General features: G+C 70.2%; 12 protein-coding genes, 1 tRNA gene and 2 pseudogenes. 10 read left to right on the plus strand and 5 right to left on the minus strand.

Features of this window, described 5'->3' with window-relative positions:
- Positions 1 to 99: 99 nt before the first annotated feature.
- The 4 genes from ACGF2V_RS14620 (at position 100) to ACGF2V_RS14635 (ending at position 2916) form a co-directional block, all read left to right on the plus strand.
- Entirely contained in the window at positions 100 to 774 is a 675-nt protein-coding gene (locus ACGF2V_RS14620) for a CBS domain-containing protein (protein ID WP_362626278.1), read from the plus strand.
- Between the two features lie 250 nt (positions 775 to 1024).
- Positions 1025 to 1315, plus strand: a complete 291-nt coding sequence (locus ACGF2V_RS14625; RefSeq protein ID WP_362626281.1) for an ATP-dependent metallopeptidase FtsH/Yme1/Tma family protein — start codon at positions 1025 to 1027, stop codon at positions 1313 to 1315.
- Between the two features lie 41 nt (positions 1316 to 1356).
- Positions 1357 to 1728, plus strand: coding sequence for a CBS domain-containing protein (locus ACGF2V_RS14630; protein WP_362626284.1), 372 nt, complete (start codon positions 1357 to 1359; stop codon positions 1726 to 1728).
- A gap of 270 nt (positions 1729 to 1998) precedes the next feature.
- Positions 1999 to 2916 carry a pyridoxamine 5'-phosphate oxidase family protein gene (locus ACGF2V_RS14635; protein WP_362626311.1) on the plus strand — a complete coding sequence of 306 codons (918 nt, stop codon included), beginning with the start codon at positions 1999 to 2001 and terminating at the stop codon, positions 2914 to 2916.
- A gap of 388 nt (positions 2917 to 3304) precedes the next feature.
- Here the strand turns inward: ACGF2V_RS14635 and ACGF2V_RS14640 are convergent, their stop codons facing one another.
- The gene (locus tag ACGF2V_RS14640) at positions 3305 to 3976 is read right to left on the minus strand and encodes a CBS domain-containing protein (RefSeq protein ID WP_362626286.1); all 672 of its coding nucleotides are present in this window, start codon (positions 3974 to 3976) and stop codon (positions 3305 to 3307) included.
- 94 nt (positions 3977 to 4070) lie between these two features.
- The gene (locus ACGF2V_RS14645) at positions 4071 to 4289 is read right to left on the minus strand and encodes a hypothetical protein (protein WP_362626289.1); all 219 of its coding nucleotides are present in this window, start codon (positions 4287 to 4289) and stop codon (positions 4071 to 4073) included.
- Between the two features lie 387 nt (positions 4290 to 4676).
- Here ACGF2V_RS14645 and ACGF2V_RS14650 point away from each other — a divergent pair.
- From ACGF2V_RS14650 to ACGF2V_RS14665, 4 genes and pseudogenes are all read left to right on the plus strand, one after another.
- Positions 4677 to 5191: pseudogene (locus tag ACGF2V_RS14650) on the plus strand (sensor histidine kinase KdpD); the annotation flags it as partial.
- Positions 5192 to 5320: 129 nt separating this feature from the next.
- Positions 5321 to 7036, plus strand: coding sequence for a DUF4118 domain-containing protein (locus ACGF2V_RS14655; RefSeq protein WP_362706288.1), 1716 nt, complete (start codon positions 5321 to 5323; stop codon positions 7034 to 7036).
- A gap of 164 nt (positions 7037 to 7200) precedes the next feature.
- Positions 7201 to 7399 (plus strand): annotated as a pseudogene (locus ACGF2V_RS14660) (alpha/beta hydrolase); the annotation flags it as partial.
- 301 nt (positions 7400 to 7700) lie between these two features.
- Positions 7701 to 8651, plus strand: a complete 951-nt coding sequence (locus tag ACGF2V_RS14665; RefSeq protein ID WP_362706233.1) for a ferritin family protein — start codon at positions 7701 to 7703, stop codon at positions 8649 to 8651.
- A gap of 124 nt (positions 8652 to 8775) precedes the next feature.
- Here the strand turns inward: ACGF2V_RS14665 and ACGF2V_RS14670 are convergent, their stop codons facing one another.
- Positions 8776 to 9651, minus strand: coding sequence for a universal stress protein (locus ACGF2V_RS14670; protein ID WP_362626295.1), 876 nt, complete (start codon positions 9649 to 9651; stop codon positions 8776 to 8778).
- A 124-nt stretch (positions 9652 to 9775) separates the two neighbouring features.
- Positions 9776 to 12091 carry a heavy metal translocating P-type ATPase gene (locus ACGF2V_RS14675; protein WP_362626298.1) on the minus strand — a complete coding sequence of 772 codons (2316 nt, stop codon included), beginning with the start codon at positions 12089 to 12091 and terminating at the stop codon, positions 9776 to 9778.
- Between the two features lie 1098 nt (positions 12092 to 13189).
- Here ACGF2V_RS14675 and ACGF2V_RS14680 point away from each other — a divergent pair.
- Both ACGF2V_RS14680 and ACGF2V_RS14685 read left to right on the plus strand, forming a co-directional pair.
- Positions 13190 to 13262, plus strand: a tRNA-Arg gene (locus tag ACGF2V_RS14680).
- A 518-nt stretch (positions 13263 to 13780) separates the two neighbouring features.
- Positions 13781 to 14005, plus strand: a complete 225-nt coding sequence (locus tag ACGF2V_RS14685) for a helix-turn-helix transcriptional regulator (protein WP_362706231.1) — start codon at positions 13781 to 13783, stop codon at positions 14003 to 14005.
- Positions 14006 to 14436: 431 nt separating this feature from the next.
- On the opposite strand, the gene ACGF2V_RS14690 is transcribed toward ACGF2V_RS14685, so the two are convergent.
- Entirely contained in the window at positions 14437 to 14619 is a 183-nt protein-coding gene (locus tag ACGF2V_RS14690) for a hypothetical protein (RefSeq protein WP_392912152.1), read from the minus strand.
- Between the last annotated feature and the right edge of the window lie 199 nt (positions 14620 to 14818).

A 14818-nucleotide genomic window follows, 5' to 3' on the forward strand; every position in this document is an offset into this window, starting at 1 on the left:
GGGGCCATTTCGGCGTCAGGGCCCCTTTGTCATTCCGTCTCCTGCTTCCGACGAGGCGGCGCCGCCTCAGCGTTCAAGACGCCCGGAAGGGAAAGTCAAATGCGTCATCGCACGGTTGCAGAGCTCATGACCCACGATGTCGTCCGGGCGCGGCACGATCTGCCGTTCAAGGAGATCGCCAGGCTGCTGGCAGCGAATGATGTCACCGCGGTGCCCGTGGTGGACGATCAGGACCGGCCCATCGGCGTGGTGTCCGAGGCCGATCTGTTGCGCAAGTCCGCCGACCGGGCCGACCCGTCCGGCCTGGTCCCGGTCCCGCATCTGAAGGCGTGGGAAAGGGCCAAGGCGGAGGGGGCCAGGGCGGAGGAGCTGATGTCGGCCCCCGCCGTGTGCGCGCGTCCGGAATGGACCGTGGTCGAGGCAGCCCGCCTCATGGAGGCACAGAACGTGAAACGCCTGCCCGTCGTGGACCAGACCGACAAACTGCTGGGCATCGTCAGCCGCAGCGACCTCCTGCGGATCTTCCTCCGCCGGGACGAGGCCATCCAGGAAGAGATCCACCGGGACGTACTGCAAGAAACGATGGGGCTCGCTCCGTCGGCAGTAACGGCCGAGGTCAGGCAGGGAGAGGTGGCTCTCAGCGGAAGCGTCGAGCTCAAGAGCCTGATTCCGATCATCGAACGCCTGTGCCAGAGCGTTGACGGCGTGGTGTCCGTGCACGAGCACATCGCCTATCGGACCGACGACGCCAGAAGGCCGCACAAGGGCATATGAGATGACCGTGCCGCGCGCCGACCGCCTCGCTGGAAAATCGGCTGAAGGAAGTCGTCGAGAGGGGTGCCCGCTCTCGCGGCAGCGCGCTGTGTTGATGTGACTGCGAGATGCGTGTACGTCTGTCGATCGGTGCCTGGTCGCCGACTGGCGGCCGTGAGCCCGGGCGGACTCTGCCGGACGACCCCCTCAGGGCCGTTCGCGGGGTTCATGCCGACGGAAGGGCGTGGGATCAGTGATCACACGAGTGCGGATGCCGCGCAGGCACCTGACACCGCCCGCCAAACCCGGGCCGCCGCGCGAGCCGCCCACGCCCCGGCCCCGGCAACCGCAGCCGGTCGGCGGACGGTGGCTCTTCTGGTGGATCCTGATGACGCTCATCATCGTCCTGCTGCTCGCCCGCGCCCGCTCCGGACCACATCCGGCCTCACTGTCCTACAGCGACTTCGTCGGCAAGGTCGGCACCAGCCAGGTGCAGACGGTCGACGTCAACGACAAAGGCGCGATCAGCGGCACCCTGAAGAACGGAGCTCGCCGGCGGTGACCGCCGCTCCTGCAACGTCTCTGCGGAATGTGGGCCGGTTGATGGACACGTACGGCGTCGGTGCCGTGGTGATGACGGAGAGCGGGTACCCCGCCGGGATCGTCACCGACCGCGACCTCGCTCTGCGCGTCCTGGTCGGCGGTCTGAACCCGGAGTCTCCTGTGAGCGGTGCGATGTCGAGCCCGGTGATCACGGTGGATGTGAACGACGGGGCGCAGGAGGCGTACCGGACCCTCCGCCGGTGCGGTGTGCGCCGCCTGCCTGTCCTTGACGAACAGCAGGTCATCGGGGTCCTGACCGTTGACGACATGCTCATGGACGTCTTCCGCCGGATGGCCGACCTGCTCGGCGGCCCCATCGCCTGGAGCGTCCTGGAAGAGCTTCCCGGCCCACCAGGACACGGGGCCGGATGAGGCGGGCCATCCGCAGGTGACCGGGCTCGGCCGTGCGGGACGACGGCGACGGGGCGGCGTGTGTGCGGGATGGCGGTCCGGGGCACCGGTCCGAGCGGAGGCCCAGGGACAGGATGGTGCCTGTGTCGGCCGAGGTGCGCGATCGTGAGGGGCACCGGTGCGCGAGCCTCCACGTCCGTATGGCCACAGATCCCGGGCGACATCCGATGCGGCGGCACACCACACGTGACATGTTGGCTACAGCGGCATCGGCAGGAGACGGTGGTGACCATGCAAGCGCACCTCGGCGACCAACTCGTGATCGAAAGCCCGGCGACCGGTGCTGTCAGGCGCGACGGCGAGATCATCGGACTCCACCATGAGGACGGCACACCTCCCTACGACGTGCGCTGGTCGGAAACGGGCGAGGTGACGCTCGTGTTCCCCGGGCCCGACGCGCACGTCCGTCACCTCGCGCATGAGCCCGGCGGACGCCAGGCGCCTTCCCGGCCTGGTGTGGACGAGGCCAGTGCCATATCCGCCGCGCCCCCGCCCGACAGCACCGCCAGTCCTGGTGACATCGGCCGACGCGTGGTCGCCGAACGTACACGGCAAGGACTGTCCCGCGAGGAAATCGCCGACCGGGCCGGCATGGCGCGCGAATACCTCGCCTACCTCGAAGAACGGCCGGCCGATCCGAGCCTGGCGACGCTCATCAGGCTGGCCGACGCCCTGGGCACGACCGTCGCGTCGCTGCGCGGAGTCGGCATCGAGGCACCGCCCGGCCAGGGGCAGGCGCTCCTCCACCCCCGACTGCAGGCTCTCAGCCGCGACGAGTGCCGCGTCCGCCTCTCCACTCACGGCGTGGGGCGCGTCGCGGTGCCCACCCCGGACGGCCCGGCGATCATCCCGGTGAATTACGAGGTCGTCGACGACGCTGTCGTCTTCCGTACCGCTCCTGGCTCAGCCCCCGCCGCAGCCGTGGGAACGAACGTCGCCTTCGAAGTCGACCACATCGACGAGGCCATGAGCCAGGGCTGGAGCGTGCTCGTCGTCGGCCCGGCCCGCGTCGTTTCGGAGCCCGGCGCCATGCGGCGGCTGGCCGATCGAGCCCATACCGAGCCGTGGGCCGGGGGCGGGCGCGGGATGTGGATATGCATCCAGCCCACGCGCCTCACCGGCCGCCGCATCGGGCCGGCAGACCAGTGAGTGACCGCAGGCTGCAGTTTGCTCAGGCGCACACCCACGGAGACGGCTGGGCCCGCGGGTTCGGCTGATGGCCGACATCGGGTGGCGACGGCAGTGAACGTTCGCCCCACCGCCGTGTAAGGGCGCTGACACAGCGACCCGCTCGGATCAGGTCAGCGCGGGACGTCGATGCTCCGGCGGCAACCCTCCGGGCCGGAAGGTGGACGATGGCCAGGAGTAACGACCTGGGGAGCAATAGGGAGCGGGCTCCCGGCGCCCTGCGACTCCGCCTCCCGCGTTGTCGTCGGTCACCGACGCGCCGCGTCGCCTCCCTCCTCCGCCTTGGATTCGAAGCCGCATGACGCCGCTCGCTGATCCACCCCCTATTGCTCCCAGGTCGTAAGACCGGTCACTGCGGCGGTGTGCCGACTGCGGTGTCAGGCTCCGCGCGGAGGTGGTGGGTGACGTCGACGACACCGTCGACGCTCTGGCACAGGCGTACGGCGATGGGGATGAGGCTGCTCTGCGGCATGGTGCCGCTGAGCGTCACCCGTCCGTCGGTGACCTGGACGGTGACCGCGCCGGGAGCCACGCCGAGGGTCCGGGTCAGGACATCCGTCGCGATCTCCTCGCGGATCGCCGGGTCGCGCCGCAGGAAGACACGCAGCAGGTCACCACGGCTCACGATGCCCACCAGCCTGCCGGCGTCGTCCACCACGGGCAGCCGCTTGACGTGGTGGCGAGCCATGGCACGGGCCGCCTCTACGACCGACCACCGCAGTCGCGCCGTGACGGCTGGGCTGGTCATCACCCCCTCGGCGGTCAGTGCGTGCGCCTTGGCGCGTTCCGCGGGCTGCTGGTAGGTGATGGTCAGGTGTCCGCCCGGATCCGCCTGGCTCTCCTGTTTGCGTAGCAGGTCCGCCTCCGACACCACGCCGATTGGGCGGCCTTGGCCGTCGACGACCGGCATCGCCGTGATGTCATGCTCCGCGAGGTGCCGGGCGATGTCCTTGAAGCCTGCATCCGGCCGCGCACTCACAACGGCTGTGGTCATGACATCTTCGACCATGTGATGCCGCATGTCACCGCTCCCTTCCCGGGTGTACTCAAGCCCCGTTGGCCCCCTCCCTGTGGGGGACACATGCCGGTTCGGCTTCGCTGGTGATGTCGACCAGTCACTCTTCCTCGTCGACGATGGGCAGCCGATGGATCTGGTAGTCCTCCATCGCCTCCGGCACCAGCTTGATGTCCGTGCCCGCGGTCGCCGAACGGTTCTCCGCTGGGAACGCTCTTTCCTCGGCGCGTTCCCCGGTGGTCGTCTTCTCGGGGTGGCCATCCGTGGACGCCCCCCCGGCATCGCGTCGCCTCCTGGACGTCCTGAGCCTGTACTCCATCTTTATGCCGGTCGCCCCGACCCGCATCCGAGGCGCGGCCGGAGCGCGTCTCGGATGCGGTGTGCATCGCCGCCAGAACAACAGGCAGCGGTGATCCGGGTGCCGATTCTGCGCCCTGAGCAGACCGGGGCATGACACCGGCTGCCGCGACGCCACAGACGTGCCGGACCGGGTTCCGCTCCCCGGCCAGAACGGGAGACCGCACCGTATGGGCTGTTGCGCCGTCACCTGGGCAGGTGGTGCCTCGCTGCGCTCCGTCCCTCCGGGTACACCATGGAGGGAGGTGCGCGGCGATCGGTGCGACGAGCCGACGGGAGCCCGGGGATGGCGCGTGGACGGCTGCAGATCTACCTGGGGGCAGCCCCGGGTGTGGGGAAGACGTACACCATGCTCGAAGAGGGCCAGCGTCTGCGTGCCGCCGGAGCCGACGTGGTCGCGGGTTTCATCGAGCCGCACGGTCGGCGGCCGACCGCTGCCGTGGCCGAGGGTCTGGAGACGGTGCCGCGGCGCGCGGTATCCCACCGAGGAGCGGCGTCACCGAGATGGACCTCGACGCGGTGTTGGCCCGCCGCCCGCAGGTCGCGCTGGTGGACGAGCTCGCCCACACCAATACCCCCGGCAGGGGAACTCGCAACGCCAAGCGGTGGCAGGACGTGGAGGAGCTGCTGGGGGCGGGGATCGATGTCATCACCACACTCAACGTCCAGCACCTGGAGTCCCTGAACGATGTCGTCCGGCAGATCACGGGGGTGCTCCAGCGCGAGACGCTGCCAGACGAAGTGGCCCGCCGAGCCGATCAGATCGAGCTGGTCGATCTGCCGCCGGAGGTGCTGCGCCGCCGCTTGGCGCACGGCGACATCTACCCGCCGGATCGGATCGAGGCGGCTCTCACCCACTACTTCCGGGTGGGCAATCTCATCGCGCTGCGCGAGCTGGCGCTGTTGTGGCTCGCCGACCGGGTGGAGGAGGGACTGCAGCGCTACCGCGCGGAGCACGGCATCGCCATCCCCTGGGAGACCCGTGAGCGGATCATGGTGGGGCTGACCGGCGGTCCGGAAGGCGAGACACTGATCCGCCGCGCTGCCCGGATCGCCGCGCGTACTCCGGGCAGCGAACTGCTGGCGCTCCACGTCGTACCGACCGACGGGCTCACCCACGCCGATCCGACGGCCCTCGCAGCCCAGCGCACCCTGGTGGAGTCCCTGGGCGGGACCTACCACCAGACGACGGGCGAGTCGGCGGTCGGGGCACTGCTGCAGTTCGCCCGGGCCGAGAACGTCACCCAGATCGTGCTCGGCGCCAGCCGCCGTGGCCGACTGTCACTGCTGCTGGACGCCGGGGTGGGACATCGCACGATCCTCGGCTCGGGCCCCATCGACGTCCATGTGGTCACCCACGAGGCGGCCGCCAGCTCCGCCCTCACGACGCGGCGGCCACGCCCCGGCCATGGCACCGGGCCACGCCGCTTGTGGTCGGCGACGGTGGGTGCCGCACTGTTCCTGCCGGTTCTGACCCTGCTCCTGGCCGCGCCCGCCCCACGGCTCACCCTGTCCGGGGTGCTGGTGGTCTACCTGCTCGCCGCCGTGGGCGTCGCCCTGGCCGGCGGGCTGGTTCCCGCATTGGGCGCGGCCCTCGCGGCGGCGCTGCTCGCCGACTACTACTTCGTCGCGCCCGTCCACTCACTGCGGGTCGAGCACGGCGGCGACATCCTCGCGCTGGCGGGCTTCGTCATCGCCGCCACCGTGGTGGGAGGGGCCGCCGACGCAGCCGCCCGGCGCACCCGGCAGGCCGTACACGCGACATGGGAGGCGCGGGTGCTGAGCCGGCTGGCGACCGCCATGATGCACGGCCAGGACCTGCCCAGCCTTGTCGAACAGGTACGGGAGAGTTTTGGCCTGACCGCCGTCAGCCTGCTCGAACGCGCTCCCGAGGCAACACCGGCACCACGCTGGTACGTGGTCGCCAGCGCCGGTGCGCACCCGCCGGAGCAGCCGTACGCAGCCGATGTCGAAAGTCCGGTCGGCGACACCCTCACGCTGGCGGCCCGTGGCGTCCTGGCCACCGACGACCAGCGGGTTCTGAGCGTGTGCGCGGCCCAACTCGGCATGGCCTACCTGCACGGCAAGCTCGCCCGGCATGCCGCCGAGACGGACACCTTCACCGCCGCCGAACGCACCCGCGCCTCCCTCATCCGAGCAGCTGATCGCGACCTGCGGGAACGGCTGCGCGAGGCGGAACAAGCCCTCGCCCGCCAGGACACGGATGCGGCTTGGGCGGCGGTCCGGCGCGCTGCCCAGGTCGTCACCGACCTCGCCGACCTCGACCGGCTCCAGGGCGGGGCCCTCGACCTCTACCTGCGCCCCGTCGGCCTGGACGAGGTGCTGACCGCGGTGCTGGACGACCTGGGCCCCGGTGGCCGCACCATCCAGGTCCGACTACCGGAGCAGGAGCCCGACGTGATCGCCGATGGCGCCCAGCTCACCCGGGTCCTGACAGCCCTCGCGGCCGACGCCCTATGCCACAGCCCAGCCGGGCAGCCCCCGACACTGACCGCCGAAGCCTTCGACGGCAGGCTTCGTATCCGCCTCACCAGCGGCCCCGACGGCGCCCCGCGCGCCGACAGCCTGACGCTGCGACTCTCCCAAGACCTCACCGAGGCGATGGGCGGCACGCTCGAACCCACGTACGACGATGGGTGGTTGCTCTCAGTGACGCTCACTCTTCCTGCCGCCTCCACACAGGCCTGACCTCACCCGACCTCACCCCGGGCACAGCCCGAGCCCGAGGGTAGCCTCCCTCGCCGCGCCGATCAGTACGAATTGGCTGGTTTTCTGGAACGGCCCACAGGCGGAGCGGAAAGTCGGGGGTGGTCGCCGCTCGGTAAGGGCTGTCCCGTAATCCATGGTGGATCAGCGTGCGTGAACTCCTGTTGGGCCTGAGGATTCCCCGTACCTACCTGCTGCCGGAGGCCGACGGGCCGCTCCCCGGCGCCGACGCGCTCACCGAGGCGGGGGGTGGCCGTGGCGCCGATCCCGGCCTGCGGACACAACATCATGCTGGAGAACGCGGACGCCTTCACCCGCGCCACCGCGGACGCGCTCGCGCGCCGAGGCCGAGGACGACGAGGCTGTGGGCGGCGGCAGCCCGTGACGCGGCAACAGCCGCACGAGTTCTTCGCGCGTGATCACGAAGTGGGGTCCGTGCGGTCTTGTCTCCCACAGATGCATCTCATGCACGGTGATCAGCTGCTTGAACCGCGGGTACGGTCCGTTCGATCGAGGTCGCAATCCCGCCCGGCCAAGAGGACAATCCGACGTCATAGCCAACGACGTTGCGCCGAACGAGTGACGGGCCGGATGCTCAAGGATTCAAGATCTGCGTCCGCAGACCCTCTCCGACCTGACCACCGGCATGAAGGGTGAGGCGTTCGCCTACGCCTCCTACAGCCTCTTCGCCGCCGAAGCCGACCGCCAGGCCCGCCCGGCTGTCGGCAAGCTCTACCGCAGTACAGCGCGCACCGAGCTGAACGAGCACCTGCGCGAGGCTGCCACCCTGACCGGCACCATCGGATCGGACGCCGCAAACTTGCGCCAGGCCATCAACGGCGAGACCTACGAGCACCAGGTCATGTACCGCGGCTTCGCCGACCAGGCCCGCAAGGACGGCGACCCGGAGGCCGCCAAACTGTTCACCGAGATCGCCTCGGACGAAGGCCGCCACCGTAATGCCTACCGCGCCGCGCTCACGGTCGTGACCACCGGCCGCGGCTCCATCCCTGCGCCGCCGAAAGCCGACACAGTGCCGGTACCGGCTGGGCTGCCGAAGGTGAAGACCGCCCGCACCATGGCCAACCTCGACACCGCGATGCACGGTGAGGCACTCGCCCACGCCAAGTACATGCTCTTCGCGACCCGCGCGCGGCAGACCGGAAACCCGGCGCTGGCCCGCCTGTTCGAGGGCACCGCCGGGGTCGAGCTGCACGAGCACTTCGCCGGCGAGGCGGCCCTGGCCGGACTGGTCCGCACCACGAAGACGAACCTGCGCAAGGCCATCACCGGGGAGCGCAACGAAGCGACCAGTCTGTACCGGGGTTCGCCAAGCGGGCCGCATCCGTCGGCGACACCGGTGCCGCCCGCTACTTCCGCGACACCGCCGCCGATGAGGCCAGGCACGCAACGGTCTTCCAGCAGGCACTCAACCAGCTGCACTGACTCCTCGATGAGCCGCGGGACCGGCCGGAAGCACGGCAAGAACATCCGGCCGGTCAACGGGGCATGGGGGCGGGTGACGGCCTGTTTCCACATCAGCCGGTCACCGGAGAGGACGGCATCGGTAAGCAGTGCATCCTGGTTTGCCCCGTGAGCGGTTCCGGTCAGGGTCCCGTCCCGATCGGCGGCGATCGGCGTGCTCCCACGAACAAGCCCGAGGGACCCCATGGCCAGCCTGGTGTGTCAATCAAGGGCGTTGGTGCCGTACGCTCCTCGTGTCATTCATGGGGAACGACTGCGACAGGGCAGCGCGCATGATGAACGGCGGCCTGGACCACGGCGCCGAGACGTGGCGCCAGGGCGGCGCGGCGCCGACGTCGGCCGACGACCAGCAGGTCAGCACCGTCGGCTGCTCGTACCACAGCCTTGGCCGGGCTGACGAGTACGGCGCTGTCGGTCACCTCCACCAGTGGGAATCTGTCACGCCAGGGTCGGAGAGTCCGGCTGAGGAGTTTCTGTGCGTCCCTGGCGATTCCCTCCGTCACCTCGTGATCCACACCCCAGGGCGCGTATGCGTCCACGGGCAGACTCCGGCCGTGGACGACTCGGAGAGTCACACCACGCGCTGCGGCGGCCTTGAAAGCGAACTCGAGCAAGTCGTCGCAGGGGCCGTGCAGCTTCAGCCCCACCACCACGTCGCGTCGCATGGTGCGCGCGGGCCGCCGACCTTCTTCGCTCGTTTCAGCCCGTACCAGGACCACGGGACGCTCGGCCCGCGCCACGACGGACAGGCTGATGTCCCCGAGGAAGTAACTCTCGACGGACAGCAGCCCTCGCGAACCGAGCACGGTCATCTCGGACTCTGCTGCCGCTCTCACGAGCGCGCTCTCCGCGTCGTCGGCGACCAGGCTGCCGACGACGGAGAGGCCCGGGTGATGTGCCTGGATCTCCGCCCGCGCGTTGCGCAAGATCCGCCTCGCCCAGTAGTTCTGGTCCATCTCAGCGGGAATACGGGTAGGTTCCGGCACCAGAAGAGGCCAGGCATGGAGCAGGCGCAGCGTGAGCCTGCGCCGTCCGGCTTCGTCGGCGGCCCAGCGGGCGGCGGCCAGGCTCTCGGGCGATCCGTCGAGGCCGACGGTGACGACTGGCTCCATGAGACTGCCTCCGTTCCGCGAGAAGCCGAACGACGGTGCGCGAGCTGCCCTTTCCGCAAGGCTGTCACACCCTGCGCCAGGTCGCAGGGTGTGAACAGGTGGCATCAGGGGTGATCAACGGGCCTCATGGGGCCAGGGAGAAGTAGTTCTCCTCCTCCTGAGAGAAGTGCAGTCGCAGAACGGTATGCAGTCCGTAGAGACAAGAACGCAGGTCGTCGAGTTGATCGGTGTCCAGGCTGCCGCGGGATCGGGCCAGGTGCAGATGGGTGGCGATGCGGCGGGAGAGGCGTTCGATCTCGGTATGGGCGCGGCTCATGGTGGCGGTGGCCTCGGGGCCGCCGAGCGTGGGGGCGAGCGCGGGGTAGAGCTGGTGCTCCTCGGCGTGCTCGTGGGGCAGGAGCCGTTGGGTCAGCAGCCGGTGGGTTTCCTCGACGGCTTCCATGGCCTCGGGGCCCGGGGTGTCGGAGAGCCGGTCTGCGGCGGCGCGTACCGCTTCGAGGACGTCCTGCAGATCGTCGTGCTCGGCGGCGAAGCGGCGGATGAGCGCTTCGGCGGTGGGAGTGAGCGCCGGACGTATCTCGCGGTCGACGCGCAGCGCCCGCAGGGCGTTGAGGATGACTGCGACGTCGATGCCCTCCTGGAGCAGGGCGCCGGCGGCGGGCGGGAGGAGACCAACAGCAGCGGCGGCCATGGCCGCCAGCGACATCAGCATGCCGCCCAGCGCGCTCTGCACCGCGATGTGCCGGGCGCGTTTGGCGATGACCACCGCATCGGCGAGGCGGTCCACGCGGTCTGTGGTCAGGACGATGTCGGCGGCTTCTGAGGAGGCGGTGGAACCATGGGCCCCCATGGCCACCCCTACATCCGCCGCGGCGAGGGCGGGGGCGTCGTTGACGCCGTCACCGACCATGACGGTGACGGCGCGGTCACGCTCGACGCGAACCGCAGCGACCTTGTCCGCGGGGGCGAGTTCGGCCCGAACACCGTCGAGGCCGAGGACCGCAGCCACCTCATGGGCGGGTTCGGCGCGGTCACCCGTGAGCATCATGATCCGCTCGATCCCCGCCGTGCGCAGGTGGCGTAGGGTTCTGGGGGCGTCCGTGCGGATCGGGTCACGCAGAAGGACCGCGCCCGCCAGATGCCCATCGACGGTCAGCCAGGCGACGGCCGCGCCGTCGAGCAGCGCACGGTTGTCCGCCGCCCGGGCCCAGGACGACATGGCGTCCGAGGCGCCGATCCGGCCGACGGACACCCGGTGCCCGTCCACGATGCCTGCGGCTCCCCGGCCAGGCTCCTCGGTGACGTTCGACGGCACCGACAGATCCAGCCCCCGTTCCCGAGCCCCGTCGACGATGGCGCGGGCCAGCACGTGCGGCGAGTACTGGTCGACCGACGCCGCCACGCGCAGCACCTGCGCCGGTTTCCACCCTGGTGCGGCGGCGACGTCGAGGACGCAAGGACGGCCGCCCGTAAGCGTGCCGGTCTTGTCCAGCAGCAGCGTACGGGCTCGGCCGAGGTTCTCCAGCGCGCCGCCGTCACGAATCACCACACCGAGATGGGACGCGCGGGACAGCCCGGAGACAATCGCCACCGGCGCGGCCAGCAGCAGCGGGCACGGCGTGGCGACCACCAGGACCGCGACCGCCCGTACCGGGGAACCGCTCAGGAGCCAGGCCAGGCCCGCCACCGCGAGCGACAAGGGAAGGAACCACGCCGCGTACCGGTCCGCCAGGCGGACCACGGGAGCGGATTCCGCGCCGGCTTGCCGCGCCAGCCTCACGATCCCGGCATAGGTACTGTCCTGCTCGGTGGCAGTGGCCCGCAGGTCGAAGGCGCCGCCCGCGTTGACCACACCGCTGCGCACCGCTTCCCCCTGCGCGTGCTCGGCCTGCAGCGGCTCCCCCGTGAGCACCGACTCGTCCAACACGGCGACGGCACTCTCCACACGGCCGTCGACGGGTACTACTTCTCCCGGGCCCACCACGAGCAGGTCACCGGCTCCCACCTCGGCAAGCGGCACCGTGCGCACCCCGGCGTCCGTGAGGCGCCGGGCTGTGCGCGGCGCACGTTCCAGAAGGGCCCGTACATCATGGGAGGCGCGCCGTTGAGCGGCGGCTTCGAGAGTGCGGCCGGTGGCCAGCATCAGGGCGATCAACGAACCGGCCAGGTACTCGCGCACGGCCAGGGTGCCGCCGAGGGCCAGAACGGCGATCAGGTCCACGCCCGCATGCCCCCGCCGCAACGCGGCCACGACCCACCCCACCGCCGGGACGACGGCGAACACGGTCCCCAGACCCCAGAACAGGTCCGCGAGGCTGCCCGCACCGGTGATCCAGGCCACGCCGCCAGCCGCCAGCGCAGCTGCCGTGACGCCGAGAAGAGCCGACCCCAGTCGCGCGGAAACGACGGCTGCCGACCCCGCTGCGGAGAAATGCTTCATGAGCACCCCATGCCGTCCATCCTCGGCCCGAACCCGGTTCATCACACCTCGATGCCGGGGCCATCCGGTCCGATGCGGTGCGTGAGACATGGCCACGTCCGGGGGCTGTCACCGGGCCCGGAAGCGCCAGAGCGCCGATGAGAGGCTTGAGCACCGGCTTCACCCAAACCGGAAGAGCTCTCCCTGACGTGGGTGTGGCGGCTCGGCAGCCCGGCGAGGCCGGGACGACACCGGCTTCCACGGCCGGAGCTCTTCCACGGCAGCGGTGCGTGGCCGCCCGGGGCACGTCCTCGTTGCGCTGACGTTGGGCGCTCCTGAGCTGCCCTATGATCCCCTCCGCGATCGGGCAGTGACGAGCGCGGCGACTATGTGCTCGACGCGTTCCGTTTCGGCCTCGCGCTGGGCTCATTCGGTCTTCTGCCCGCTGCCGACCTCGCTCACGAAGGCCCGGCTGTCGGTGGCCGCGGACGCTCACGGGATGACCGTACTTCCCGAACCACCTTGGAACGCGGCTTCTCCGCACGTGCAGAGTCGGCCCTCTGCCCGCCCCGCACGGCCGGGGTCACACGACCGAGGTCCGGCAGGGCCGCCCGGCAGGCCAACAGGGAAGCCGTCGTCTCTCAGCCGGCTGCTGCGTAAGCGGCTGCGACTGGCATCGGTCTGGGCCAGGTCCTCGGGGTCCTCGGGACTCGCACGTGAGCGACAAGCCGTCCTGGCCCGCGTACCCCATCCCCCACGGGCACGCGGAGTGCGCTCGGCACTTCAAGATCTAGCGCGCGAATCACCCATAAGCGACATGCGAGCTGTAACGGACAAACCACCTGCCTTAATCACGCGCCCCCTCCGCCCTACCGGCCCGAGCACACAGAAAAGCGGCAGGCCAGGGCCCTGCTGCATTCGTTCTTGCGCAGTACCCCGGACGTAGAAGCCCCTGAGCGACGCGCATCCGCTACGCTATCCCTGGTCAGCCGTTGGTAGACCGCACTGTCGGCCTGGGTATGGTCGCAGCGAGTGCCACGCCACGCCTGACCAGCGGGCTTGTACGCCTCGTTGAAGATCCACTCGCTGGGTTTTCCCCAAGGTTTCCTACAAGCCCCCGCCTTCGTAGCTCAGGGGATAGAGCACCGCTCTCCTAAAGCGGGTGTCGCAGGTTCGAATCCTGCCGGGGGCACAGACCGCGCAGCAGGTCAGAGCACATGAGAGGCCCTCCGTTCGTTCGAACGGGGGGCCTCTCGGCTGCTCAGAATCCACATGGAGTCCACATCCCCACGCGATCATGTTTCTCGCTCACCCGAAAGAGGGGGTGGGTGGGGCCCCTTGACCGCGTAAAGTACGGGGGCAGGAGGGGCAGGAGTGTCTCCCCACACGCGCCTGACACGCGCCTTCCACAACCTGCGAGTCCCCGGCGGGGAGGCCGGGGCCGCAGAGCAAGAAGACCCCCACCGCACAGATCGGTGGGGGTCTTCCGCGTTCCAAACGGTAGCCGCCCCGCACCCGAATACGGGTGCGGGGCGGGACGCCTGACCAAGTCGTGGCGTCATTCGGCGCAATCCGACGGACACGCGAACGTCGGTGCGCGAGTAGGAGCGAGGGTGATACCCCCGGGCAAGCAAGATCAACCATTTTGCGGTTGACCGTAAAGACAAACGATCTTGGTCCGGCGAACGTGGGCGAGTGCACCACCAGCCGATGCCTCCCGAGCGCGTCCTCGCCAGACGCCGGGCCATTGGCGATCACCTGCGCACCGCCCGACTGCACGCGAACCTCACCCAAGAAGCAGTCGCCCTACGAGCCGAAATCCGGATCGCGACCTACAGCGAGATCGAGCAGGGCCACCGAGCCGCGCTCATCGACACGCTGATCCGCATCGCCGACGCGATCGGGGTCCCGCTGGCCGACCTGGTCCGGGAGTAGGGCCCCGGCCGGCCGACGGGGGGCGGCCAGCCGGGGCGGATCAGGGGCGCCATACCGGCGCGAAGAACCGCAGAGGTGCGGCCTACTCTCAGGGCGGGCCGGTGCGGTGGCAGAGACAGGTGCACCATCGAGTCTCGATCGGCACCTCCCACTTCGGGGCCCCCGGCCGGCGGGTGACACCCGGCCCAGGGCACTCCGTGTGCTCGCCGATCCGGCACGCCGGTGCGAGGCTTTCCAGGGCGGCTGCCGCGGGCGCGGTCACGGCTTGTCGCCATACGGGCGGAGGCCGCGCTGCTCCCGGCACGGAGCGCACGCATACCGGGCATGGCCTGGGCCCGAGCCCTGCTCAACGATGTCGACCAGCACCGCGGTGCCGGACGGTCCGCGGTGCCAGTCGCACCAGTCGGCCGTCTCAGTCGCTGCCCTATCTCTCACCGCTTCCTCCGCCTATTCGGGTGCGGGTGTCTGCGCATCTCCACGTTGCAGTCCGCCACCCGCGATGCGTCGCCTGCCCCCTGGGCCGCCGCCCGCTGGTTGGCCAGGGCGGAGCAGACATCGCACCCCTCGACCGGGTCGGGCTCCGCGGGCAGGTCGCGGTGGGGCAGCTCGATCACTGGCCCTTGCCAAGTACGTCGCGTCATTGGCATGTCGGCCGCCGGGGCGAGCACCCGCACGAGACGATCGGCCAGCGCCGTGTCTGCCCGGGCAAGACGACAACTCCGGCCGGTGCGAGCCGCCGAGTAACGGCGCCGCAGTGCCAGCAGGCGGCGCCGTGGAGCCGAGCAATACTCACTTGCCCTGCTGCGAGCACAG

Source organism: Streptomyces sp. NPDC047982 (assembly GCF_043204165.1).
GTDB lineage: Bacteria > Actinomycetota > Actinomycetes > Streptomycetales > Streptomycetaceae > Streptomyces.